The organism is Phycicoccus flavus (assembly GCF_004025965.2).
Classification (GTDB): domain Bacteria; phylum Actinomycetota; class Actinomycetes; order Actinomycetales; family Dermatophilaceae; genus Phycicoccus; species Phycicoccus flavus.
Genome location: NZ_SAYU02000032.1, coordinates 16189 through 38889, shown reverse-complemented (window position 1 = coordinate 38889; position 22701 = coordinate 16189). Strand labels below are relative to the sequence as shown.

At 73.9% G+C, this 22701-nt stretch carries 23 protein-coding genes; 14 read left to right on the top strand and 9 right to left on the bottom strand.

Annotated elements, in window-relative coordinates; translation table 11 throughout:
* The first annotated feature begins 49 nt into the window (after positions 1 to 49).
* From efeU to zwf, 3 genes are all read left to right on the top strand, one after another.
* Entirely contained in the window at positions 50 to 910 is an 861-nt protein-coding gene (gene efeU, locus EPD83_RS11030; RefSeq protein WP_128366654.1) for an iron uptake transporter permease EfeU, read from the top strand.
* 25 nt (positions 911 to 935) lie between these two features.
* A complete protein-coding gene (locus EPD83_RS11025) occupies positions 936 to 1331 on the top strand; it encodes a cupredoxin domain-containing protein (RefSeq protein WP_128366655.1) in 396 nt (131 codons plus the stop codon).
* Between the two features lie 353 nt (positions 1332 to 1684).
* Positions 1685 to 3145 carry a glucose-6-phosphate dehydrogenase gene (gene zwf / locus EPD83_RS11020; protein ID WP_128366656.1) on the top strand — a complete coding sequence of 487 codons (1461 nt, stop codon included), beginning with the start codon at positions 1685 to 1687 and terminating at the stop codon, positions 3143 to 3145.
* 296 nt (positions 3146 to 3441) lie between these two features.
* On the opposite strand, the gene EPD83_RS11015 is transcribed toward zwf, so the two are convergent.
* Positions 3442 to 4587, bottom strand: coding sequence for a diacylglycerol/lipid kinase family protein (locus EPD83_RS11015; RefSeq protein WP_235950523.1), 1146 nt, complete (start codon positions 4585 to 4587; stop codon positions 3442 to 3444).
* A 57-nt stretch (positions 4588 to 4644) separates the two neighbouring features.
* On the opposite strand from EPD83_RS11015, the gene EPD83_RS11010 reads away from it, so the two are divergent.
* The 3 genes from EPD83_RS11010 to serS all read left to right on the top strand — a co-directional run bounded on the left by EPD83_RS11010 (position 4645) and on the right by serS (position 8033).
* A complete protein-coding gene (locus EPD83_RS11010) occupies positions 4645 to 5190 on the top strand; it encodes a DinB family protein (protein WP_165566590.1) in 546 nt (181 codons plus the stop codon).
* Entirely contained in the window at positions 5187 to 6497 is a 1311-nt protein-coding gene (locus EPD83_RS11005) for a cation:proton antiporter (protein ID WP_165566589.1), read from the top strand. Before EPD83_RS11010 ends, EPD83_RS11005 begins: the two co-directional genes overlap by 4 nt.
* Positions 6498 to 6764: 267 nt before the next feature.
* Positions 6765 to 8033, top strand: a complete 1269-nt coding sequence (gene serS, locus EPD83_RS11000) for a serine--tRNA ligase (protein WP_165566588.1) — start codon at positions 6765 to 6767, stop codon at positions 8031 to 8033.
* Positions 8034 to 8066: 33 nt separating this feature from the next.
* Here the strand turns inward: serS and EPD83_RS10995 are convergent, their stop codons facing one another.
* Positions 8067 to 8609 carry an L-2-amino-thiazoline-4-carboxylic acid hydrolase gene (locus EPD83_RS10995; RefSeq protein ID WP_165566587.1) on the bottom strand — a complete coding sequence of 181 codons (543 nt, stop codon included), beginning with the start codon at positions 8607 to 8609 and terminating at the stop codon, positions 8067 to 8069.
* A gap of 199 nt (positions 8610 to 8808) precedes the next feature.
* Entirely contained in the window at positions 8809 to 9417 is a 609-nt protein-coding gene (locus EPD83_RS10990) for a GrpB family protein (RefSeq protein WP_235950521.1), read from the bottom strand.
* Positions 9418 to 9502: 85 nt separating this feature from the next.
* Here EPD83_RS10990 and EPD83_RS20880 point away from each other — a divergent pair, with 85 nt between their 5' ends.
* From EPD83_RS20880 to EPD83_RS10960, 6 genes are read left to right on the top strand one after another with little or no spacing between them, the layout of a single operon-like run.
* A complete protein-coding gene (locus tag EPD83_RS20880; RefSeq protein ID WP_165566586.1) occupies positions 9503 to 10927 on the top strand; it encodes a sensor histidine kinase in 1425 nt (474 codons plus the stop codon).
* A complete protein-coding gene (locus EPD83_RS10980) occupies positions 10924 to 11637 on the top strand; it encodes a response regulator (RefSeq protein ID WP_128366203.1) in 714 nt (237 codons plus the stop codon). The genes EPD83_RS20880 and EPD83_RS10980 overlap by 4 nt, the downstream gene beginning before the upstream one ends.
* 51 nt (positions 11638 to 11688) lie before the next feature.
* Positions 11689 to 12573, top strand: coding sequence for an ABC transporter ATP-binding protein (locus tag EPD83_RS10975; protein ID WP_165566585.1), 885 nt, complete (start codon positions 11689 to 11691; stop codon positions 12571 to 12573).
* Positions 12570 to 13802, top strand: a complete 1233-nt coding sequence (locus tag EPD83_RS10970; RefSeq protein WP_128368567.1) for an ABC transporter permease — start codon at positions 12570 to 12572, stop codon at positions 13800 to 13802. Before EPD83_RS10975 ends, EPD83_RS10970 begins: the two co-directional genes overlap by 4 nt.
* Positions 13803 to 13849: 47 nt before the next feature.
* Positions 13850 to 14650: an HAD family hydrolase gene (locus tag EPD83_RS10965; protein ID WP_165566584.1), complete on the top strand. Its 801-nt coding sequence runs from the start codon at positions 13850 to 13852 to the stop codon at positions 14648 to 14650.
* A gap of 49 nt (positions 14651 to 14699) precedes the next feature.
* Positions 14700 to 15500, top strand: a complete 801-nt coding sequence (locus EPD83_RS10960) for a DUF1206 domain-containing protein (protein ID WP_128365739.1) — start codon at positions 14700 to 14702, stop codon at positions 15498 to 15500.
* A gap of 39 nt (positions 15501 to 15539) precedes the next feature.
* Here EPD83_RS10960 and EPD83_RS10955 read toward each other — a convergent pair whose 3' ends face one another.
* From EPD83_RS10955 to EPD83_RS10945, 3 genes are read right to left on the bottom strand one after another with little or no spacing between them, the layout of a single operon-like run.
* Complete coding sequence (locus tag EPD83_RS10955) at positions 15540 to 16238, bottom strand: phosphatase PAP2 family protein (protein ID WP_128365740.1); 699 nt, start codon at positions 16236 to 16238, stop codon at positions 15540 to 15542.
* A gap of 31 nt (positions 16239 to 16269) precedes the next feature.
* Entirely contained in the window at positions 16270 to 16968 is a 699-nt protein-coding gene (locus EPD83_RS10950; protein WP_128365741.1) for a phosphatase PAP2 family protein, read from the bottom strand.
* Complete coding sequence (locus EPD83_RS10945; protein ID WP_128365742.1) at positions 16965 to 17708, bottom strand: phosphatase PAP2 family protein; 744 nt, start codon at positions 17706 to 17708, stop codon at positions 16965 to 16967. Before EPD83_RS10945 ends, EPD83_RS10950 begins: the two co-directional genes overlap by 4 nt.
* Before the next feature lie 71 nt (positions 17709 to 17779).
* Between EPD83_RS10945 and EPD83_RS10940 the strand changes: the two genes are divergently transcribed.
* Positions 17780 to 18586, top strand: coding sequence for a TrmH family RNA methyltransferase (locus EPD83_RS10940; protein ID WP_128365743.1), 807 nt, complete (start codon positions 17780 to 17782; stop codon positions 18584 to 18586).
* A gap of 97 nt (positions 18587 to 18683) precedes the next feature.
* A complete protein-coding gene (locus tag EPD83_RS10935) occupies positions 18684 to 19319 on the top strand; it encodes a VOC family protein (RefSeq protein ID WP_128365744.1) in 636 nt (211 codons plus the stop codon).
* Positions 19320 to 19411: 92 nt separating this feature from the next.
* Here EPD83_RS10935 and EPD83_RS10930 read toward each other — a convergent pair whose 3' ends face one another.
* The 3 genes from EPD83_RS10930 to EPD83_RS10920 form a co-directional block, all read right to left on the bottom strand.
* Positions 19412 to 21823 carry a heavy metal translocating P-type ATPase gene (locus tag EPD83_RS10930; protein WP_322095785.1) on the bottom strand — a complete coding sequence of 804 codons (2412 nt, stop codon included), beginning with the start codon at positions 21821 to 21823 and terminating at the stop codon, positions 19412 to 19414.
* A 1-nt stretch (position 21824) separates the two neighbouring features.
* The gene (locus tag EPD83_RS10925; RefSeq protein ID WP_235950520.1) at positions 21825 to 22139 is read right to left on the bottom strand and encodes a metal-sensitive transcriptional regulator; all 315 of its coding nucleotides are present in this window, start codon (positions 22137 to 22139) and stop codon (positions 21825 to 21827) included.
* A gap of 149 nt (positions 22140 to 22288) precedes the next feature.
* Positions 22289 to 22693, bottom strand: a complete 405-nt coding sequence (locus tag EPD83_RS10920; RefSeq protein ID WP_128365746.1) for a hypothetical protein — start codon at positions 22691 to 22693, stop codon at positions 22289 to 22291.
* Positions 22694 to 22701 lie beyond the last annotated feature (8 nt).

Sequence of the window (22701 nt, the reverse complement as noted above, 5' to 3'; positions counted from 1 at the left end):
CTTATTTAGGTAAGGAATACCTCACTTCGAGAGCTCGTGGGAGATCCGGATGTTCGTGAGCAACGCGCTCATCGGCCTGCGCGAGGGCCTCGAGGCCGCCCTCGTCGTCGTCATCCTCCTCGCCTTCCTCACGAAGACGGGACGCACCTGGGGCGTGCGCTGGGTGTGGGCCGGGGTCGGCGTCGCCGTCGCCCTGTCGGTCGCCCTCGGCGCCGTGCTGACCTTCGGCACCCGCAGCCTCTCCTTCGAGGCGCAGCAGATCGTCGGCGGGACCGCGAGCATCGTCGCCGTCGGATTCGTCACCGCCATGGTCTTCTGGATGAAGTCCGCGGCGCGCACGATCTCCGGTGAGCTCAAGGGCCGCCTGGACCGCGCCCTCGACCTCGGGCCGCTGGCCGTCGCGCTCGTCGGCTTCCTCGGCGTCGGGCGCGAGCGGCTCGAGACCGCGATCTTCTTCTACGCCACCGCCGAGGCCGCCGGCGCGGGCAACACCGTGCCGCTGCTCGGCTGGGCGGTCGGCATCGGCGGCGCGGTCGTCCTCGGGTACCTGCTCTACCGCGGCGCACTGCAGATCAACCTCGCGAAGTTCTTCCGCTGGACCGGCATCGGTCTCGTCGTCGTCGCCGCAGGGATCCTCGCCTACGGCCTGCACGACCTGCAGGAGGCCGCGGTCCTGCCCGGCCTGAACACCCTGGCCTTCGACCTGTCCGGCACCATCAACGGCGGGTCCTGGTACGCCGCGCTGCTCAAGGGCATCGTCAACTTCACCCCGCAGACCACCGTGCTGCAGGCCGTCGCCTGGGTGCTGTACGTCGGCGTCGTCCTCTTCTTCTTCCTGCGCCCGACCCGCACCACCGTCGCCGCCGCCCCCGAGCGCACCCCCGCCCCGACCGAGACCGCGGCCGTCTGAACCCCTTCCCGCCCGGAGACCACGAATGCGCATCCCCGCCCTGCTGCCCGCCCTCGCCGTCTGCGCCCTCGCCCTCACCGGCTGCGGTGAGAGCGACGAAGGCACCGTCACCGACGGTGCCGCCGGCGCCGACACGGCCGGCACGTCCGTCACCGTCACGGCCACCGACGACGCGTGTGAGCTCTCGGCCACCTCGGCCAAGCCCGGCAGCGTCGCGTTCACCGTCACCAACGAGGGCAGCTCGGTCACCGAGTTCTACCTCTACGCGAGCGACGAGGAGATCATCGGCGAGGTCGAGAACATCGGCCCCGGCCTCACCCGCACCCTCACGATCGACGACGTCGTCGCCGGCGACTACGTCACGGCCTGCAAGCCGGGCCAGTCCGGCGACGGCATCCGCGCCGACTTCGAGATCTCCTGACCCCGGCGCTCGAGCACACCGGGTCGGCGGGGTCCGCGTGTCCGCCGGGGCTCGCGGCCGACGAGGACCGGGGTCGCCGGCTGTTCGGGTGAGCCGGCTGCTCACGTGCGCCCGGCCACCGGTCACTCGCGGTCACGGTCCGACGAGGGCAGGTCCGCGCGGGCCCCTGCGCCGGCGCGGCCCTGCCCGTGCCGAACACCGGCGAGCGAACGCCGACGTCGTCGAGGGGGCCAACCCCCTGCGAACGTGAACCTATTCCGGGGGCGACGAACTGGCGGCGGGTGTTCGACGGGTGGACGTCCGCGGCGCCCCGGGGTAGCGCCGGGCGCCGCGGGACCGACAGAGTGGAGGCCATGACCGCGCCCACGACCGTCATCCTCTTCGGCGCCACGGGGGACCTGGCCAAACGCAAGCTCATCCCCGGGCTGCTGCACCTCTTCCAGTCCAAGCTCCTGGACGACCTGCGCGTCGTCGGGACCTCCCTCGACGAGATGTCGCGCGAGGAGTTCCGGGACCTCGCGATGGACGCGGTCCGGGAGTTCAGCACCCGCGACGTCGGCGACGCCGACTGGCGCGAGTTCGCCCAACGGCTCGACTACGTGGGGCTGGAGGCCGGACCGGGCGCCCTGCACGACGCCGTCCTCGCGGCCGAGGAGCAGCTGCCGGGGGACACCTCGCAGCGCCTGCACTACCTCGCGGTCCCGCCCAAGGCGGCGCTGGCGGCGGTGCGCACGATCGGCGAGGCGGACCTCGTCGGCAAGAGCCGCGTCATCATGGAGAAGCCTTTCGGGCACGACCACGGGTCGGCCGTCGCCCTCAACGCCGAGCTGCACGAGGTCTTCGACGAGGAGCAGATCTTCCGGATCGACCACTTCCTCGGCAAGGAGCCGGCCCAGAACATCCTCGCCTTCCGGTTCGCCAACGGCCTCTTCGAGCCGATCTGGCACCGCAACAACATCTCCCATGTGCAGATCGACGTGCCGGAGACGCTCGGCCTCAGCCAGCGCGCCGACTTCTACGAGACGACCGGTGCCTACCGCGACATGGTCGTCACGCACCTGTTCCAGATCCTCGCATTCACGGCGATGGAGCCGCCGACGGCGCTCGAGCCGTTCGCCATCAGCCGGGAGAAGAACAAGGTCTTCCGCTCGATGCAGCCCATCCAGCCGGCCGACGTCGTGCGCGGCCAGTACGTCGGCTACCACGACGAGCCGGGCGTCGCGCAGGACTCCGAGACCGAGACCTTCGTCGCGCTGAAGTGCTTCGTCGACAACTGGCGCTGGGCCGGCGTGCCGTTCTACCTGCGCACCGGCAAGCGGATGGCGGAGGGGGCCCGGATCATCTCCATCGCCTTCAAGGAGCCGCCGCAGTCGATGTTCCCCAAGGGCTCGGGCGTCGGCGACCAGGGGCCGGACCACCTGACCTTCGACCTCGCCGACCGCTCCCGGATGTCGCTGTCGTTCTACGGCAAGCGGCCCGGGCCGGGCTTCCGGCTGGACAAGCTGTCGATGCAGTTCGCGATGGGCGAGACGAACTGGGCCGGCAACGTCCTCGAGGCCTACGAGCGGCTCATCTACGACGCCGCCCGCGGCGACCGCACGCTGTTCACGTCCGCCACCGGCATCGAGCGGCTGTGGGAGATCAGCCAGCCGGTCATCGACAACCCCCCGCCGGTGCACCCGTACTCGCAGGGCACGTGGGGGCCGAACCAGATCCACCAGCTCATCGCACCGTTCACCTGGCGGCTGCCGTTCGAGCGCAAGTGGCGCGAGGGCCGCACGACGACCAAGCCCGAGGAGCACCCCGCCCACTGACCCCGGCGCCGGTCACCCCCGTCCGGCTGCACACGGTCTGCCGTGTGCGGTGGCTGGTCGCGGGGGCGGTCGGCCGGCGCGGTCGCCCGGCGAGGGGACGGTCGCCGCGCGATCGGCTGCCGTGCGGTCGCCCGGCGAGGGGACGGTCGCCGCGCGATCGGCTGGCGTGCGCTCGCTCGGCCGACGGGCGACCCCCGCGCGCCGGCGCACCTTTCTCGCCTGATCCCGCAACCTTCGGGTTCGCGCACCCTCCGAACCCCGGCGAACCCGAACCTTCCGGGATCAGGCGAGAAAGTTCACGAGGTGGGGGAGCCGTTCTTGCCGACCTCGGTGCGGACGACGACGGCGCGCGGTTCGATCTCGACGGCGAGCCGGCTGGCCTCGCCGATGATGTCGCCGTCCAGCTGGACGCGCTGCTTCTCGTCGACGCGCACCGTGGCCGCCGTGCACTTCGAGCGGGAGAGGTCCGAGCTCGTCCGGTCGCTGCGGGTGACGACCCGGGCCGCGACGGACGCCCAGGCGGCGACGCCCCGCGGCGCGAGGACGATGAGGTCGAGCAGGCCGTCGTCCGGCTCGGCGTCGGGCATGAGCTCGATGCCGCCGGTGATCTTGCCGCAGTTGCCGATGACGACCATCCGGGCGCGCTTGGTCTCCTCGGCGCCGCCGTCGATGGCCACCGTCGTCGTGAAGCGGTCCCCCAGCCAGTGCGAGAAGCCGGACGGGACGTACGCCGCCCAGCCGATCCGCTTCTTCAGCTCCTCGGACGTCGAGTCCATGATGGCGGCGTCCAGCCCGAGCCCGGCCATGACGAAGAACGCGTGCTTGCGTGGCCCGCTGGAGGAGTTGGCGCCCGCGCCCTCCTCGAGCTCCAGCGACTCGTCGTCCTCGTCGAGCACCATCCACGCGACGTCGATGCGGCGGTTGCGCCCGGTGAGGGCCACCGCCATCGCCTTCTCGAGGTCGTCGACCGGCAGCAGGAGGTTGCGGGCCAGGAGGTTGCCGGTGCCGCCGGGCAGCAGGCCGAAGGGCACGTCGGTGCCGACGAGCTCCTCGCCGACGGCGCGGACGGTGCCGTCCCCGCCGAGCGCGCAGACGAGGTCGACGCCCTGCTCGAGCGCCTCGCGGGTCTGCCCGAAGCCGACGTCGTCCTTCGTCGTCTCCAGGAACAGCGGGTCGTCCCAGTCGTGGTCGGCGCAGACCTTCTTCAGCTTCTCGTGAACCTCGTCGAGGTCCTCGAACTTCGTCGGGTTGACGACGACCGCGGCGCGCTTGCGCGGCGGCGGCTCGGGGGCCTCGCCCTGGCGGAAGGCGTCGCGGGAGGGGCGGGTCCCGGGGTCGGCGTGCCGACCCGGCTCACGGGACTGCAGCACGAGGACCAGCCCGACGACCGCGAACACCACGGCCACCGCGATCCCCACGAACGTCCACGTCTCGCCCGACACAGACGGCAACGTACATCAGTCCAGGCCACGGGCGGTCATCGCCGTAGGCTGCGCGACATGACGGCAGCCTCGCCGGACGGCATCGTCCCGGACTCCAAGGACTGGACCTGGACGCTGCAACGGGCCTGCCCGGACTGCGGCTTCGAGGCGGGAACGGTGCCGGCGGACGACCTGGCCGGGCTGATCGTTGCGCTCACCGCCCCCTGGGCCGGCGTCCTCGCGGGCGACGGCGCCGCCCGGCGCCCCGACGCCGCCACGTGGTCGCCGCTGGAGTACGGGTGCCACGTCCGCGACGTGTGCCGGCTCTTCGACGAGCGCACCCGCCTGGTGCTCGAGGAGGACGACCCGACGTTCGCGAACTGGGACCAGGACGAGACCGCCGTCGCGCAGGGCTACGGCGAGCAGGACCCGGCCGTCGTCGCGCACGAGGTCGACGCCGCGGCGGACGCCTGGTCGCGGACGGTGGCGGACGTGCCCGACGACGCGTGGGAGCGCCCGGCGACGCGGTCGAACGGCTCGCGCTTCGACCTGCTCGGGCTCGTGCGCTACGGCCTGCACGACCTCGCGCACCACCTGCAGGATGTCGGGGCCGCCCGCCGGTGAGCCCGACGCTCGTCTACTGCCTGCTCGGGGCGGCGCTGCTCCTCGCCGCCGTCCTGCCCGGCGTCATCCGGCGATGGGCGCTCTCCGCGCCGATCGTCCTCGTCCTCGCGGGGATGGGCGTCGGGCTGCTCCCGGTGACCCGGTCGGCGACGATCGACCCGGTGGCCGTCCGGCCGTGGATCGAGCACCTCGCCGAGGTCACGGTGCTCGTCGCGCTCATGGGCGTCGGGCTGGCCCTGGACCGGCCGCTGCGCCCGCGGCTGCGCGCGTCGTGGGGGACGTGGTCGCCGGCCTGGCGGCTGCTCGGCATCACGATGCCGCTGACCATCGCCGGGGTGGCGCTGCTCGCGTGGGGCCCGCTCGGGGTGGCCCTGCCGGCCGCCGTGCTGCTCGGCGCGGTGCTCGCGCCGACCGACCCGGTGCTCGCGTCCGACGTGCAGGTCGCCGGCCCGACGCTCGAGGGAGCCGAGGACGAGGTCGACGAGGACGACGAGGTCCGCTTCGCGCTAACGAGCGAGGCCGGGCTCAACGACGGCCTGGCCTTCCCCTTCGTCTGGGCGGCGATCTTCCTCGCGGCGGGCGCGCCGGCCGGCGGGGTGTGGCGCTGGGTCGGCTGGGAGCTGGTGGGCAAGACCGTCGTCGGGGTCCTCGTCGGGGCCCTGCTCGGGTGGCTGCTCGCGTGGCTGGCGTTCCGGTCCACGCGGCGCTCGTTGCGGCTGGCCGAGGCCGAGGAGCCGCTGCTCGCCGTCGCCGCGCTGCTGCTGTCCTACGGCCTGGCCGAGGCCGTGCACGGCTACGGCTTCCTCGCCGTGTTCGCCTGCGCGGTGACCATCCGGTCGGTCGAGCGGATGTCGGACTTCCACGCCGCGATGCACGGGGCCGTCGAGCGGCTGGAGACGCTGCTCACGCTCGTGCTGCTGCTCGGGCTCGGGTTCGCCTTCACCCGCGGGCTGCTCGCCAACCTCGACCTGCGCGGGGTGGTCGTCGGCCTCGCTCTCGTGTTCGTCGTCCGGCCCCTGGCCGGCTACCTCGCCTTCCTCGGCCACCGCACGCGCCGGGGCACGGCGGGACTGGACCACCGCGAGCGGCTCGTCGTCGGGTTCTTCGGCGTCCGCGGCATCGGGTCGGTCTTCTACCTGGCGTTCGCCGCCGGCACGACGGCCTTCACCGAGGAGCGCTGGATGTGGTCGACGGTCACCTTCACCATCGCCCTGTCCGTCTTCGTCCACGGCGTCCTCGCGACCCCCGCCATGCGCTGGCTGGACAACCGGCGCGAACCCCTCGCCGGGCAGCCCGCCTCCCGCTGACCCCACGACCCACCCCAGCCCCTCCCGCCTCCACCCGGTGGACATTTCGGGGTGACCCCGAAATGTCCGCTGAGCAAGGGTTCGGAACCGGGGTCTCGGTGACATTTCGGGGTCACCCCGAAATGTCCGCTGGCCGGGCGGGGGGGTGTTGCACTCCACGCACCCACGGGGCGTGACGTGCGCACCGGTGGACGTCGCCGGCGGGGCGCCCGTGTCCCGGCGAAAGGGCCGCCGGTCCCTGGCGGGAGCCTCGGTAGAGTGCGCCGGGTGATCGACATCAGGCTGCTCCGTGAGGACCCCGAGGCGGTGCGTGCCAGCCAGCGTGCCCGGGGTGAGGACGCCGGCGTCGTCGACGCCGTGCTCGCCGCCGACGAGCGCCGCCGGTCCTCCCTCACCGCCTTCGAGCGGCTGCGCGCCGAGCAGAAGTCGATGGGCAAGGACGTCGCGAGGGCGCAGGGTGAGGAGAAGCAGCAGCTGCTGGCGCGGACCAGGGAGGTCGCCGCCGAGGTCAAGCGCCTGTCCGCCGACGCCGACGCCGCCCAGACCGAGCTCGACGACCTCATGCGGCGCATCGCCAACGTCGTCGAGCCCGAGGTCCCCGTGGGCGGTGAGGACGACTACGTCGTGCTCGAGGAGGTCGGCACCCCGCGCGACTTCGCCGCCGAGGGCTTCGAGCCCCGCGACCACCTGACCCTCATGGACGCCCTCGACGCCGTAGACATGGAGCGCGGCGCGAAGGTCTCGGGTGCCCGCTTCTACTTCCTCAAGGGCGTCGGGGCCCGGCTCGAGGCGGCGATGCTGCAGCTGGCCATGCAGCGCGCTGTGGCGCTCGGGTTCGTCCCGCTCGTCACGCCGACGCTCGTCAAGCCCGAGGTCATGGCCGGCGCCGGCTTCATCGACCACCACGCCGAGGAGGTCTACCGGCTCGCCGACGACGACCTGTACCTCATCGGCACCTCGGAGGTCGCGCTCGCCGGGTACCACGCCGACGAGGTCATCGACCTGGCCGACGGGCCGGTCCGCTACGCCGGGCAGTCGACGTGCTACCGCCGTGAGGCCGGCTCGTACGGCAAGGACACCCGCGGCATCATCCGCGTCCACCAGTTCAACAAGATCGAGATGTTCGTCTACTGCCGTCCCGAGGACGCCCAGGCGGAGCACGAGAACCTCCTGCGCATCGAGAAGGACATGCTCGCGGCGATGGAGGTGCCCTACCGGGTCATCGACACCGCGGCCGGCGACCTCGGCACCCCGGCGGCCCGCAAGTACGACTGCGAGGCCTGGGTGCCCTCGCAGGGCCGGCACCGCGAGCTGACCTCGACCTCGAACTGCACGACCTTCCAGGCCCGTCGGCTGGGCACCCGGTTCAAGGGCGAGCAGGGCAACGAGGTCGCGGCGACGCTCAACGGCACGCTGGCGACGACGCGCTGGATGGTCGCCATCCTCGAGAACCACCAGCAGGCCGACGGCTCCGTCGTCGTGCCCGAGGCGTTGCGCCCGGCGCTCGGTCTCGACGTGCTCACCCCCGTCCGCTGAGCCCTCCGCCCCGCGGGCCGGACGTCGCCGTCCTCAGGAGGCGCGCCGCACCGGGTGGAGCACGAAGTCGCACCGCGGCGCCCCGCCGGCCATGGTGCCGGTGCGGGTGAAGCGCAGGGTGCGGGGCATCCGCGCGTAGGCGAGCTCGTCGCCGTGGCAGAAGACCCCGGTGAGCTCGCCGGCGCCGTAGTGCCGCAGCACGCGCAGGTAGAAGCACGCCGAGAAGTCGAAGGCGAGGGAGTCGGGGTCGTCGCGGACCCAGTCGATGGTGAAGCCGGCCGCCGGGAACATGCGGGGGACGAGACGCCGGTTCAGCGCGCGCAGCGCCGCGAACGGCAGCCGGAGGCGGTCGAGCGCGCCGACGACGCCGAGCACCGGGGCCATCTGCGCCTCGACGAGCCGCCCGACCTCGGCGCGGGCCGGCTCCGGCGGGACCCCGTGGCGCTGCAGCACCCGGTAGACCGCGAGGGCGGGGGCCACCGACTGCTCGAGGTGGAAGCGCAGCGCCGACGACTCCTGCGCCCACGGGGGCCGGTCGGCGAGGACGACCCGGTACTCGGACTCGACCTCGTCCACCAGGCGCCCTGCGGGCGGCAGGGACCGTGCGAGCGCCGGTGGCGAACCGGCCAGAGCGCGACGCCACCACCCGCGCCGCGGCAGCCGGGGCGCCCGCCCCGTCGACGTGGACCTGGACACCCAGTGATTGATGCCGGACTCCGGCGCGGCTGTCAAGGGTGCGCCCCCGACCCCGTCGGCGGCGGCCGCCCGCCGGGGGTCAGGAGGGCAGCAGGCCGGCGGCGACGAAGGCGCGGTGGTGGATCTCGCGGATGACGGCCTCCTTGCGGGCGTTGTACTGCATGCCGTGCTCGCCCGCCGCGACCGCCGCCGCCGACGCCTCGCGCTTCACGGTGGCGTAGCGGTCGCGGTCCTCGTCGCAGGCGCGCAGCCAGTCGCGGAAGACGCGGTCGCGGAACGGGGCGGGGGAGTCCGGGCCGAACACGTGCAGGTTGGCCGCCGGGTCGGTGTGCCGCAGCATCCGGTGGCCCTCGAACCAGGGCTCGCGGATCCAGTGGACGAACCCGGCCGCCTCCAGGGGAGGCACGTAGGCATCCTCCGCGTCCGGGTCGGCGACGACGAGGACGATGTCGATCACCGGCTTCGCGGCGAGCCCGGGGACCGACGTCGACCCGACGTGGTCGAGGGTGAGGACCCGCAGGCCGAGCGCCGAGCGCACGAGCTCCGCCAGCTGCGCGTACTGCTGCGGCCACGACGGGTCCGGGTCGACGACGGCCACCATCGGCGACGGGCCGCCGCCGAGGTACGGCGAGAGGCCCGGCGGCGGGGTGTCGTCGGGGAAGGTCGTGATGTCCTGGGGCGTCGGCACCCGGGCACGGTATCCCCGCCCGGGCGGAGCCGTCCTCCACCGCGAGGGGGAGGGCGACCGCCCCCGCCCCTCCTACGCTGGGCGCATGGACGCCTCCGCCCCCACGCCGCTCGTCCGGCTCGGCCGGTGGTTCGGCGTCGACGACCCGTGGCAGCGGCCGCGTCCGGCCGTCGACCGGTCCGACGTGCTCCTCGCCCTCGCCCTCGAGGCGTTCGGCCTGGTCACCCTCGAGCTCGTCCGCAGCGTCGGCGCCCTCCAGGAGCTCACCGCGCCGCTCTGGGCGCAGTGGCTCGCGGTGTCCAGCGGCGCCGTGTTGCTGCTCGGCCGGCGGCGATGGCCGGTGACGGTGGCGGCGCTGGCCGCGACGCACCTGGTCGTCGTCGGCGTGACGATGCCGGTGGTCATGGGCCAGCTGACGATGCAGGTCGTGTACTTCGTCGCCATCATGTCGGGCGTCGCCTGGGCCCGTGACCGTCGCTGGATGCTCGCCGCCGTCGGCGTCATCCTCGTCGTGATGTTCTCCTGGGTCGCCCTGCAGTTCGCGGTCGGGAACGCCGCGCAGCGCTTCCTCGACTCCGCCGGGGGCGACGTCACCGAGCGGGTCGGCCTCCTCGGCCCGGTCCCCGCCGCCGTGCTCCTCACCCTGGCGGTGAACGTCGTGTACTTCGGCGGCGCGGTCGTCATCGGCCAGCTCATGTGGCGGACGGCCCGCGACCGCGCGCTCCTGGAGGACCAGGCCGGGACCATCCGCGCCCAGGCCGGCGAGCTGCGCACCCGCGCGGTCACCGAGGAGCGCCTCCGGATCGCTCGCGAGCTCCACGACGTCGTCGCCCACCACGTCTCGGTCATCGGCATCCAGGCCGCCGCCGCCCGGCGGGTCATGGGCCGCGACCCCGACGCCGCCGACCGCGCGCTCGGCGGCATCGAGGGCTCCTCGCGCGAGGCCGTGACCTCGATGCGCGGGCTGCTCGGCACGCTGCGCACCGCCCCGACCGTGGACGCCGGACCCGCCGACCGCACCCCGCAGCCCGGCCTCGGCCAGCTGCCGGCGCTCGTGGCGGCCGCGAGCACCGCCGGCCGCCGCGCCACCTACGACCTCGTCGAGTCCGCCCCGGGCGCCGCCGAGGTGGTGCCGGCGCCGCTCGCCCACTCGGTGTACCGCACGGTGCAGGAGGCGCTGACCAACGTCGAGAAGCACTCGACCGCGACCCGGGTGTCGGTCGTCGTGCGGGTGCGGCGGGGCCCCGACGGGCACGTCGAGCTCGAGGTCGTCGACGACGGCCGTCCCCGCCCGGGCACCTCGACCGGTGGCCTCGGCCAGCTGGGGATCCGCGAGCGCGCCGCCTCGCACTCCGGGGTCGTCGACCTCGGCCCCCGCGCCACCGGCGGCTACCGGGTGCGGGTCCGCTACCCGTGGACCTCGGGCGCCGACGGCACCCGCCCCGGCACCGGACCGGGCGCTGGGCCCTCCGCGGACCGCCGCACCGCCACCCCGGCCCGCGCCCGATGAGCCGGGACGACAGCCCGCTCCCGGACGCCGGGCCGCCGGCCGGGGCCGACCCCATCCGGGTGCTCCTCGTCGACGACCACGCGATGGTCCGCTCGGGCTTCTCGATGATGCTCTCGGTCGAGGACGACATCGAGGTCGTCGGCGAGGCCGCGAACGGCGCCGAGGCCGTCGTCGTCGCCCGCGAGACCCGGCCCGACGTCGTCCTCATGGACGTCCAGATGCCGGTGCTCGACGGCATCGAGGCCACCCGCCGGGTCGTCGCCGAGGACCTCGGCCGGGTCGTCATCCTCACCACCTTCGACCGCGACGACTACCTCTTCGACGCCCTCGACGCCGGCGCCAGCGGCTTCCTGCTGAAGAACGCCGAGCCCGACCAGCTCGTCGACGCCGTCCGGGTCGTCGGCCGCGGCTCGGGCATCCTCGCGCCCGAGGTCACCCGCCGGGTCATCGAGCGGATGACCGGCGAGCGCGCCGCCCCCCGCCGTCCCGACCCGCCCGGCCTCGCGCGGCTCACCGAGCGCGAGCGGGAGGTCTTCGTCCTCGTGGGCCGCGGGCTCTCCAACGGCGAGATCGCCGCCCGGCTGTTCCTCGGCGAGGCGACCGTCAAGACCCACGTGTCGAGCTGCCTGGCCAAGCTCCACCTGCGCGACCGGGTGCAGGCCGTCGTCCTCGCCCACGAGGCCGGTCTCATCTCGCCGAAGGAGGCCTGACCATCCCCTAGGCGGATCCGGCGGGGCCTGCCCGCCCGTAGCGTCCACGCCATGTTGGAGATCGAGGGACTCACCCGCCGCTTCGGCGACACCACCGCCGTCGACGACGTCTCGTTCGAGGTCCGGGAGGGGATGCTCACCGGCTTCGTCGGCGGGAACGGCGCCGGGAAGACGACGACCATGCGGATGGTCATGGGTGTGCTCGGCATCGACGCCGGGGAGGTCCGCTGGGCCGGGCGGCCGGTGACCCCGCAGGACCAGCGGCGCTTCGGGTACATGCCCGAGGAGCGGGGCCTGTACCCGAAGCAACGGGTGCTCGACCAGCTCGTCTATCTGGCCCGGCTGCGCGGGATGGCCGACGCGAGCGCCCGCGAGGCGGCCGAGCGGCACCTCGAGCGGTTCGGCCTCGCCGACCGGGCGACCGAGCGGCTGCAGGCCCTGAGCCTCGGCAACCAGCAGCGGGTGCAGATCGTCGCCGCGCTCCTGCACGGGCCGACCGCCCTCGTCCTCGACGAGCCGTTCTCCGGCCTGGACCCCGTCGCCGTCGACGCCATGGCCGACGTCCTGCGCGAGCACGCCGCTGCCGGCGTCCCCGTCCTGTTCTCCAGCCACCAGCTCGACCTCGTCGAGCGGCTCTGCGACCGGCTCGTCATCCTCGCCGCGGGCCGGGTCGTCGCGGTGGGCGACGCCGACGAGCTGCGGGCCCGGGGACCCCTGCGCTACCGGGTCGTGCTCGACGCCGACACCGGCTGGCTGCGCGACGTCCGCGGCGTCCACGTCGTCGACGTCGACGGGCCGACCGCGCTCGTCGAGGTCGTCGACGACGGCGCCGAGCAGGTCGTCCTGCGCGAGGCCGCCGCCCGCGGCACCGTCCGCGAGTTCACCCCCGTCCGACCCGCCCTGGCCGACATCTACCGAGAGGTGGCCGCCCGATGAGCAGCACCACGACGACCCCCGACCGCACCGGCGCCCCCGGCCCGGCCACCGCCGACGGCGGCTCCGCACGGTCCGCCTGGGCGCTCGTCGCCCGCCGCGAGATCGTCGTCCGGCTCACCGACAAGGCCTTCCTCGGCGGGACGGCCTTCACCCTGGTCCTCATCTGCGGCTACCTCGGCTGGCAGGTGTGGGACTCCTCGCGGACCGACTCCTACACGGTGGCCGTCACCGCCGCCGACCGGTCGATGGGGGACCGGCTCGTGCAGGGCGCACCGGAGTCCGGCCAGGACGTCGAGGTCGCCCTCGACCCCGTGGCGGACGCCGACGCCGCGCGGGCCGCCGTGCGCGCGGGCGACGCCGACGCCTGGCTGCACCCGGGGGAGGGCGGCTGGGTGCTCACGACCCTGGACTCCGAGGAGGACACCCTGGCCGGCGTGACCCGCGAGGTCGTCCGCTCGACGGTGCTGGAGCAGCAGGCGACCCGGCTCGGGACGACGGCCACGGCGCTCGAGCAGGGCACGACGGTGACGCCCCAGCTGCTCGAGGGCGATGCCGAGCAGGCGCAGATCGCCCGGGCCGGGTCCTTCGTCTTCGCCTTCCTCTTCTACATCGCGACGCTGACCTTCGGCTACGTCATCGCCAACAGCGTCGTCGAGGAGAAGCAGTCCCGCATCGTCGAGATCATCGCGACGGCCATCCCGGTGCGCCAGCTGCTCGCGGGGAAGGTCGTCGGCACGAGCGTCATCGCCATTCTGCAGATGCTGCTCTACGCCGCGGTCGGCCTCGTCGGGCTGTCGTTCACGCCGTACTCCGACGTGCTCGGGGCGGTCTCCGGCCCGGTCGCCTGGTTCCTCGCCTTCTTCGTCGGCGGCTTCGTCGCGCTCGCCGCGCTCTGGGCCGTGGCCGGGGCGCTGGCCTCGCGGGCCGAGGACGTGCAGAGCACGGGCACGCCGCTCATCATGATCGTGCTCGGTGTCTTCTTCGCCGGCTTCCTCGTCGACGGGCCGGCCCGCGTCGTGCTCTCCTTCGTCCCGCCGTTCTCGACGGTCGTCATGCCCGCCCGGGTGCTCGAGGGGACGGCGACGTGGTGGCAGGCCGTGCTCGCGCTCGTCCTGCTCCTCGCGGCGGCGGGGCTCGTCCTCTACGTCGCGGAGCGGCTCTACCGCCGCTCACTGCTGCAGACCGGCGGGCGGCTCTCGATCCGGCAGGCCTGGTCCACGCCCGAGTGACGCGCCCGGCACCGGGAGTTCACCCGGCCTCGGTAGCGTGGTGCCCGATGAGCACCCCGTACCTGGTCTGCCTCGACATCGACGGCACCACCGTCGACCACGACGGCCGCCTGCACGAGCCCGTCCGCACCGCCGTCCAGGAGGTGATGGCCGCCGGCCACCACGTCGTCCTCGCCACCGGCCGGGCCGTCGTCGGCACGCTGCCGATGCTCGAGGCCCTCGGCATCACCACGGGCTACGCCGTCTGCGCCAACGGCGCGATCACCGTGCGCCTGGACGCCGGCGCCGACGCCGGCTACGAGCTGCTGGAGGCCGTCACCTTCGACCCCGCGCCCGCGCTGCGGGTGCTGCGGGCCGAGTTCCCCACGGCGCTCGTCGCGGTCGAGGAGGTCGGCGTCGGGTTCAAGGTCTCGGCGCCCTTCCCGGACGGCGAGCTCGACGGCACCCCGCGCGTCGTCCCCTTCGAGGAGCTCATGGCCCACCCCGTGACGCGCCTGACCATCCGCGACCCGGAGAGCACGAGCGAGGCGTTCGTCGCCGGCACCGAGCGCATCGGCCTGCACGGCGTCGAGTACGCCGTCGGCTGGAGCGCCTGGCTCGACATCACCCCCGAGGGCGTCTCCAAGGGCGCGGCCCTGGAGCACGTGCGGCGGCTGCTCGACGTCGAGCCCGCGCTCACCGTCGCCGTCGGCGACCAGCGCAACGACCTCGAGATGCTGCGCTGGGCCGCCCGCGGGGTGGCCATGGGCAACGCCCCGGACGAGGTCAAGGACGTCGCCGACGAGGTCGCCGGCCACGTCGACGAGGACGGTCTCGTCGCCGTCCTCGCCGCCGTCCCGCGAGGTTGACCGGGCGCCCATCTGTACGCGGCATCGTCGCAGGTGGCAGGGTGCACCCATGGACAAGAGCGCCGAGGCCAGGAACGCCACCGAAGAGGCCAACGAGAGCCCCGCCGTCGAGTGGGGGGCCCGCATCGGCTACGGAGTCCTCGGCGGGCTGCACCTGCTCATCGCGTACATCGCCCTCAACGTCGCCTGGGGGATCAGCGGCGGCTCGAAGCAGGCCGACCAGAACGGTGCGCTGAAGTCGCTGTCGAACAACACCGGTGGCCAGATCCTCCTGTGGATCGGGGTCGTCGGCTTCGTCCTCCTCGGGGTCTGGAACATCACCGAGGGGATCATCACGAGCAGCAAGGAGGCCAAGGACCGCGCCAAGCTCGTGGCCAAGGGCGTCATGTACGGCTTCTTCGCGTACACGACCTTCAAGGTCGCGGCGCTCGGCGGGACCAAGGGCGGGGACCAGCAGACCCAGGACTTCACCCAGAAGCTCATGGGCGGTCCGGGCGGCCCGGTCCTCGTCGGGATCCTCGGGCTCGTCATCCTCGGGGTCGCGGCCTACCACGTCTACAAGGGCTGGAAGAAGAAGTTCCTCGAGGACCTCGAGGAGCACCCGGGGGAGTGGGCCGTCCACGCCGGGCAGTACGGCTACATCGCCAAGGGCGTGGCGATCGGCATCGTCGGCCTCTTCTTCATGACGGCGGCGTTCACCTCGAACTCCAACGAGGTCAAGGGACTCGACGGCGCGCTGAAGTCGCTCAAGGACATGACCGGCGGGCCGGTCATCCTCACCCTCGTCGCGCTCGGGTTCGCCGCGTACGGCGTGTACTCCTTCGCCCGCGCCCGCTACGTCCGGCTCTGACCGCCGGGCGGCCGGCGGGGGGAGAACCGGTCGCGGGCGTCAGTGGCCGCTGCCCCGGGGCTCGCGGCGCAGGTAGTTCCACGACAGGAGCACGCAGCCGATGCCGTTGAGCATGCCGACGACGACGTCGCTCACGTGGTGCATGCCGCGGTAGAGCCGGGCGAAGGTCACGACGAACGGCACGACGGCGCCGACGAGCACGGCGAGCCGGCGCAGCACCGGGTTGCCGATCCGGGTGGCCATGAGCGCGAACGAGAAGTACAGCGCCGACGACGCCCCGACGTGGCCGCTCGGGTAGCTCGAGGTCGGCGGTGCCGGGTCCAGCTTCTCGACCTCGGGGCGCGGGCGGCCGACGATCCAGGCGGCGAGGACGAACCACGTCGCCTGCAGCGAGATCGCGATGAGCGGGACGACGGCGAACCACCACTCCCGGGTCCGCCACCAGACGAGCAGCGCGACGAGGACGCCGACGCCGATGACGTACTCGGTGTTGCCGATGGTCGACATCCAGTGCGTGACCTCGTTCCACAGCGGCGTCCGCCACGACGCGAACCAGCGGTTCACGCCGTTCTCGGCGGTGCCGAGCCGGTGCAGCGGGCCGACGATCAGCAGCCCGATCCCGACGACGGCCGCGAAGACCAGGACGCTCGGCAGGAGCGCGCGTACGGCCGCGTCGCGCAGCGCGGCGAGGAACGGGGGCCGGGACCGGTCCTCGTCGTAGCGGGTGAGGAAGGACATGGGTGCTCCTCGGGGGAGGCGGTCCGCCGGGTCAGTACCCGGGGTCGGAGCGGTGCGGGTCCCGGCGCAGGTAGCCCCAGGCCAGCAGCGCGCAGACGACGCCGTTGAGCATCCCGAACACGATGTCGGTGACGTGGTGGGCGCCGCGGTAGAGGCGGGCGAAGCCGACGGAGAACGGGACGAGGACGCATAGCGTGACGAGCACCCGGCGCGCGACGACGTTCTCGATCCGGGTGGCCATGAGGGCGAAGGCGATGTAGAGGGCCGTCGAGGCGCCGACGTGGCCGCTGGGGTAGCTGGAGGTCGGCGGCGTCGGGTCGAGCCGCTCGACGTTGGGACGCGGGCGGCCGACGACGTACGCGGCGGCGACGAAGATCAGCGCCTGCACGGAGATCGACACCAGCGGCACGACGGCGTACCACCACTTCCGGGTGCGCCAGTAGACGACGAGCGCGACGATCACGCCGACGCCGATGACGTACTCGGTGTTCCCCATCGACGACTGGAACAGGGTGATCGTCTCGCCGAGCGGAGTGCGCTGGTCCTCGAACCAGCGGTTCACCTCGTTCTCGCCCTCGAGCCCGCGCAGCGGACCGACGATGAGGAAGCCGATCCCGGCGATGACGGCGAACAGCAGGACCCCCGGGGCCAGCGCCCGCACGGCGACGTCGCGCAGGGCCTCTCCGAACGTCGGCCTGCTCGGGTCGTCCCAGCGGTCCAGGAAGGTCATCGGTGCTCCTTGCGCGAGAGGGTCCGGTCCTGCGCGATGTCGGTGTCGTCGGCGGCCTCGGGCTCGCGCGGCCGCCAGCCGGAGTAGCCGGCGTAGGAGGCGAGGACGAGGCCGACGCCGGTGACGACGCCGGCGGTGACGTCGCTGGGGTAGTGCACGCCGAGGAAGGTGCGGTCCAGGGCGGTCGTGAGGACGAAGAGGGCGCCGAGTCCGACGAGGACGCCGCGCGCCGTGCGGTGCTTGACCAGGGGCCAGACCAGGACGATGACCGTCGTCGCCCAGGCCGCCGAGTTCAGCGCGTGCCCGGACGGGAAGGAGTAGCCGGGGGCCTCCGAGACCGGGTCCTCGACCACGGGCCGGGCCCGCTGGAAGACGTACTTGGCGCCGAGCCCGACCGACCAGGACACCATGAGCGTCGCGAAGGCCCACCAGGCCCGGGTCCGCAGTCCGCGGCGCAGCCAGACCCACAGGCACAGGGCCGTCCCGATCAGATGGAGCAGCAGCGGCTGGCTGACGGTCTCCCAGACCAGCGCCGCGTCCCGCAGCGTGGAGTGGTTGCGGGTAACGTTGGTCATCCAGTCGATCGTGCCGTCGTCGAGGTCGATGAGCGGGTCCCACTTGCTGCGGACGAGGAAGCCGATCCCGAAGAGCAGCGCGGCGGTGAGGACCGCGTAGACGGCGGCCCGGCCGAGCCGGCGGCCCCGCGTCTGCGCCGGACTGCCTGCGTCGCTGCTGGTCATCACGCATTTCTACCGCACCCGGGCCCCGACCGGCCGCCCCCACGTCGGGTGCGTGGGATGCTGGCCCGGCCATGGCCGAGCTCCACGTCACCTCCGCGACCAACCCGCGCCTCAAGGCCGTGACGGCGCTTCGGCGCCGGCGGGTGCGCGAGCAAGAGGGGCGCACGGTGGTCGACGGCCACGCCGAGCTCGCGCTCGCGGTCGAGGCGGGCGTCGTCCCGGACCTGCTGCTGCACTGCCCCGAGCTCATGACCGACCCGGAGGCCCAGGGCGGCCTCGTCGAGCGGGTACGCGCGCTCGGCACCACGACGATTCGCTGCGGCCGGTCCGCCTTCGAGAAGGTCGCCTACCGCGAGGGCCCCGACGGGCTGCTCGCGGTCGTCCCGGTGGCCGGGGTGCCGCTGGCCGACCTCACGCTGCCTGACGACCCGCTCGTCGTCGTCGTCGAGGGCCTGGAGAAGCCGGGCAACCTCGGGTCGGTGCTGCGCACGGCCGACGCCGCCGGGGTGGCCGCGGTCGTCGCCGCCGACCCCACGACCGACTGGGGCAACCCCAACGTCGTGCGGGCGAGCAAGGGCACGGTGTTCTCGGTGCCCGTGGCGTCGGCGCCGCTGGCGCAGGTGCGGGACTGGCTGCACGCCGGCGGGTTCCGGGTCGTCGCGACCACCCCCGACACCGACCTGACGCACACCGCCGCCGACTACCGCGGGGCCGTCGCCATCGCCGTCGGCACCGAGAGCACCGGCCTCAGCGAGGCCGCGCTCGGCGCCGCCGACGTGCGGGTGCGCATCCCGATGGCGGGCCGGGTCAACTCCCTCAACGCCGGGGTGTCGGCCGCCGTCGTCGTCTACGAGGCGGTGCGCCAGCGCACCTCGTGAGGCTGCTGTGACGCCTGGGATCGGGCGTCGGGCCAGGGGCGGAGGGGTCCCGGGGCGGTGTCCGGAGCACGTCCGCGCATGTGGGACCATGCATGGCATGCGAGTTGACCACGTCGTCTATGCGGCCGAGCACGATGGCGTGCACGCGACGGCCGAGCGCCTCGCGAAGCTGATCGGCGTCGAGCCGGTCGACGGGGGCGTCCACCCGAGGTTCGGGACCCGCAACGTCATCCTGCCGCTGGCCCACGAGCGCTACGTCGAGGTCGTCGAGGTGCTCGAGCACCCCGCCGCCGACAAGGCGCCGTTCGGCCAGGTCGTCCGCGCCCGGTCCGAGGCCGGCGGCGGCTGGCTCGGGTGGGTCGTGTGCGTCGACGACCTCGCCGAGCAGGAGCAGCGCCTCGGCCGCCAGGCCGTCCAGGGCAACCGGCACCGGCCCGACGGGGTCGAGCTGCGCTGGCGGCAGATCGGGATCAAGGGCCTCCAGGCCGACCCGCAGCTGCCGTTCTTCATCGCGTGGGAGGACGGGCTGCCCCACCCCTCCGACGACGCCTCGACCGAGGTGACCATCCGCTCCCTCACCATCGCCGGCGACCCCGACCGGGTCCGTGAGTGGCTCGGGCTCCCCGCCGACTACACCTCGTCGGTCATCGACTTCTCGTTCGTCTCGCCGCGCGGCACCCCCGGCCTCATGGCCGTCACCTTCGACACCCCCCAGGGCTCCGTCGTCGTCTGACGCCCCGCCCCGCGGACCCCGGTCCGCCCCCAACGAGAGAGCCCACCCGGTACCCGGGTGGGCTCTCTCGTGCGGTGGGGGTCTCCCGCGGGTCAGCGGGCGCGCGACCAGCGGCGCAGGCGGAGGCTGTTGGTGACGACGAGGACGCTCGAGGCCGCCATCGCCGCCCCGGCCACCATGGGGCTGAGCACCCCGGCGACGGCGAGCGGGATGGCGGCGACGTTGTAGCCGAAGGCCCACACGAGGTTCTGGCGGATGGTGCGCAGGGTCGCCCGCGACAGGGCGACGGCGTCGGCGACGGCCGGCAGCTCCGAGCGCAGGAGGACGATGTCCGCGGCGCCGGCGGCGACGTCGGTGCCGCTGCCCATGGCGATCCCGAGGTCGGCCTGCGCGAGGGCGGCGGCGTCGTTGACCCCGTCCCCGACCATGGCGACGACCCGGCCCCGGGCCTGGAGGTCGGCGATCATCGCGTGCTTGTCCTCGGGACGGACGTCGGCGACGACGTGGCCGGCGGAGATGCCGACGTCGCGCGCGACGGTGAGGGCGGCGCGGTCGTGGTCGCCGGTGAGCAGGTAGGTCGTGAGGCCGGCGTCGCCGAGGTCACGGACCGCGCGCGCCGAGCTGCGGCGGACGGTGTCCGAGACGGTGAGGGCCGCCCGGGCCCGCCCGCCCCAGCCGACCCACACCGTCGTGCCCTCGGCCGAGGGCTTGGCGATGGCGGCCGGGACGTCGTCGAAGAGGTCGGCGCGACCCACGGAGACGACGGTGCCGTTGACGTCGCCGCGGGCCCCCGCCCCGGGCAGCGCGACGAAGTCGGTGACCGGGGGGACGTCGAGGGCCCGACGGCGGGCGGCGGCGACGACGGCCCGTGCCACCGGGTGCTCGCTGCCGTCCTCGACGGCGGCGGCCGCCCGCAGCGCCTGGTCCTTGAGCAGCCGTCCGGCCGTCGCGACCTGGACGAGGGACATCTCGCCGGTCGTCACCGTGCCGGTCTTGTCCAGGACGATGGTGTCGATGCGGCGGGTGTCCTCGAGGACGTCGGCGCCCTTGATGAGGATGCCGAGCCGGGCGCCGCGGCCGGTGCCGACGAGCAGCGCCGTCGGGGTGGCGAGGCCGAGGGCGCACGGGCAGGCGATGACGAGGACGGTGATGGCGACCTCGAGGGCGCGCACCGGGTCGCCGCCGATCGCCCACCAGGCGGCGAAGGTCAGCAGCGCCAGGACGAGGACGACCGGCACGAAGACCGCCGACACCCGGTCGGCGAGCCGTTGCACCGGGGCCTTGCTCGTCTGCGCGCGCTCGACGAGGCGGGTGATGCCGGCCAGCGTCGTGTCGCGGCCGACCCGGGTCGCCTCGACGACGAGCCGGCCGGTGGTGTTGACCGTGCCGCCGGTGACGTCGTGGCCTGGCGAGACCTCGACCGGGGTGGACTCGCCGGTGACGAGCGCGGCGTCGATGGCGCTGGAGCCGTCTCGCACGACGCCGTCGGTGGCGACCTTCTCGCCGGGGCGGACGATGAAGCGGTCGCCGACGACCAGCTCGTCCACCGGCACGCGCTCCTCGACCGTCGCGCCGGACCGGGGGTCGGTGCGCAGGACGCGCGCCTCCTTGGCGCCGAGCTCCAGCAGGCCGCGCAGGGCGTCGCGGGTGCGGTCGGTGGCGCGGGCCTCCATCCAGCGGCCGAGGAGGAGGAAGGTCGTGACGACGGTGGCCGACTCGAACCACACGTGCGAGCCGTCGCCGTCCATCCCGCCGGCGCGACCGGACACGACGACGACGGTGGACCACAGGTACGCGGCGAGCACGCCGAGCGAGACGAGGGTGTCCATCGTCGACGCGCCGTGCCGGGCGTTGAGGACCGCCGAGCGGTGGAACGGGTAGCCCGCCCAGAGCACGACCGGCGTCGCGAGCACGAGCTGCACCCACGTCTCGTTCGGGATGTCGGCGCCGGGGACCATGGCGAGCACGACGACCGGCAGGGTGAGGACGGCGGCCGAGAGGGCGCGCGAGCGCAGGTCGGCGACCCGCTCGAGCGCGGCGGAGGCGCGGTTCGGCCGGTCCGCCGCGGGCCGGTCCGTCGCGGGGGCCGGGGGCACGGCGGCCGGCGGCGCGTCGGTCGCGGCACGGTGGTCACCGGACGCGACCGGGCGGGTGGTGGGCGGGGCGCCGTCCGCGCGCGGCGGGGTCGGCCGGCCGTCGCGCCCCGGTCGGGGGCTCGTCGCCGGGGTCCGGGCCGTCGTCGTGGGCGCCGGGGCGGCGTCGTCGCCGACGAGCTCGGCGCCGTACCCGGTCCTGCGGACGGTGCCGAGCAGGTCCTCGACGGTGACGGGCCCGGTCCAGCGCACGGTGGCCTTCTCGGTGGCGAGGTTGACGACGGCGTCGACGCCCTCGAGCTTGCCGAGCTTCTTCTCGATGCGCGCCGAGCACGAGGCGCAGGTCATCCCCGTGATGGCGAGGTCGACCTCGTGGACCTCGCTGCCGGGACGGTCGGTGGTCTGGGTCACGTCAGCTCCTCAGCAACCGGGCCACGGCGGCGGTGACCTCGTCGACCTTGGCGGCGGCGGCCTCGTCGGACTCACGGGCGGCGTCGACGACGCAGTGGGCGATGTGCTCCTCGAGCAGGCCGACGCTCACGGCCTGCAGGGCCCGGGTCGCGGCGCTCACCTGGGTGAGGACGTCGATGCAGTAGGCGTCGCCCTCGACCATCCGGGCGATGCCGCGCACCTGGCCCTCGATGCGGCGCAGCCGCTTCAGCTGCGCGTCCTTGGTGCCTTCGTAGCCGGGTGGGCCGACGGCAGGGTCCGGGGTGGCGACGCTCATGGACACCATCATACCCCCCTAGGGTATGGGGTTGGAGTCGACCTCCGGGGCCTGAGGGTCAGGATGGCACACCTGCGCCCACCCCCGACGGGAAACCCGCACGCCCACCGGCCCCCGACGGGTCCACCGCCCCGACCCCGGTGTCCCGGTCAGCCGAGGTGCTGCTTCACGAGCTTCTTCGGCGCCCTCGTGGCCCAGGCGTCGGTGACGATCTCGGCGAGCTCGAGGTATTCGAGCCGGCCGAGATCGCGCTCCCGGACGAGCACGGCGTCGTAGCCGTCGAAGTGCGGGGTCGTGAACCACGGCTCGCCGAGCTGGAGGATCGCCTGCTTGTCGTCCGGGCCGGGGACGACGATGCAGATGACGTCGTCCAGCCGCTCGCCGGTGTCGGGCTCGAGCGCGTCCTTGCGGGGCCCGCGCCAGACGACGAACGTCTTCCCACGCACGGCGTACGCGGGATGGGTGTCGATGCCCTCGCGGGTCACCTCGGGCAGGGCTGTCGCGATGCCGTCGAGGTCGCTGCGGTCGACGGGCCGGGGGTCGCTGGTCGCCACCGCTCCAC